The following is a 1,301-nucleotide window of genomic DNA, read 5'->3' as shown; positions in this document are numbered from 1 at the left end:
TGCAGTGACCCCTGTCAAGTAGACAGTATTAAAAAAGCGCAACTAAGCAACCTGAGTTCTATATTTATATGGACTCAGGTTATTTAATTTCTTTTGAAATCTTTGATGATTATAAAAGTGCATATATTTACGCACGGCAAGTTTGACCTCATTCGCTTTATGGAAGGAGTGTAAATGAAAACACTCTGCCTTAAAGTGACTGAAGAAGTTTTCCATACAAGCATTATCCCAACAGTTGCCTCTTCGAGACATACTTGCCTTCATCTGATATTTTTTAAGTAATTGATTATATTGACGAGATGTATACTGGGACCCTTGATCACTATGTAAGAGGATTCCCTTCACATTTCGTTTTTTCTTTGCCTTTTTAAGTGTATCTAACACAAGTTTTAAGTCGTTTCTAGGACTGGTTTCATAGGCAACAATTTCATTATTGTATAAATCCTTAATAGCGGATAAGTACAAGCGCTGTCCATTGAAAATCAAATAGGTAATATCGGTTACCCATTTCTCATTCGGTTTTGAAGCTTGAAACTCCCTATTTAGATGGTTCTCTGAAATCACATAAGCTTCTTTTTTTCCGTAATAAGGTCGTTTTTTCCTAATTACGGCTTTGATACCTAGTTCACTCATCAATCTTTGGATGCGTTTATGATTCAAATGAAGGTTATATGTGGCTTTCAGCCACACTTGTATTCTTCTATATCCATAAATTCCTCTTAATTTTTTATGACACTCCAATATCTTTTTCTTAATTTCGATATCCTCTGATTGTTTTTTTGAAGGCGTCGTATGCCGTTTTATCCATTTGTAGTACCCACTTCTGGTTACACCAGCAATATCGCATAGAATGGTCACTGTATAACCTGTTTTTGTCATTTCATGGATGACTTCGAATTTTTTCGTTTTGGATACGACTTTCATTCCTCCTTTTACATTCCTAAGAGCTTTTTTAACATTTCATTTTCCGCTTCTAATCGTCGGATCTTAGCTTCAGGATCTTCGGGTCTAACCCTTGGTCTACCTAAACCTGGTCCTTTCGCTTTACCGCGTTTTTCTTCTAGTCCTTTGATTCCTTCAGCTTCAAAGTATTTCACCCAACGACTTACAACCGAGTGATGAATACCCAATTCTTTCGCAATGGTTTTATAGCTCATGCCTTCTTTTAAGTATAAATCTATAGCTTTTTTCTTACATTCTACATCGTAAGTGACTCTAATTTTTCCCATAAAAAAATCCCCTCCATAGTAAACAGGTTAATGTGCTTTCTTTTTCCTGTCTACTATAAGGGGATCATATCA

2 protein-coding genes are annotated in these 1,301 nt (G+C 35.6%); both read right to left on the bottom strand.

Annotated elements, in window-relative coordinates; all coding sequences use genetic code 11:
• Positions 1–42: 42 nt before the first annotated feature.
• Complete coding sequence (locus DN408_RS31130) at positions 43–924, bottom strand: IS3 family transposase (protein ID WP_142253457.1); 882 nt, start codon at positions 922–924, stop codon at positions 43–45.
• 8 nt (positions 925–932) lie between these two features.
• On the bottom strand, positions 933–1,229 hold the full coding sequence (locus DN408_RS31125; RefSeq protein WP_078179305.1) for a helix-turn-helix domain-containing protein: 297 nt from the start codon (positions 1,227–1,229) through the stop codon (positions 933–935).
• Positions 1,230–1,301 lie beyond the last annotated feature (72 nt).

The sequence above is a fragment of the Bacillus sp. AR13-1 genome, from assembly GCF_008042285.1.
Lineage (GTDB): Bacteria > Bacillota > Bacilli > Bacillales > Bacillaceae_G > Bacillus_A > Bacillus_A mycoides.
The sequence above is the reverse complement of the archived record's forward strand: the minus strand, read 5'-3'. Positions and strand labels throughout refer to the sequence as shown.

What these genes read in the sequence shown, in the direction of transcription:
- DN408_RS31130 (WP_142253457.1), bottom strand. Translation starts at nt 924, where the DNA reads ATGAAAGTCGTATCCAAAACGAAAAAATTCGAAGTCATCCATGAAATG.
- DN408_RS31125 (WP_078179305.1), bottom strand. Translation starts at nt 1,229, where the DNA reads ATGGGAAAAATTAGAGTCACTTACGATGTAGAATGTAAGAAAAAAGCT.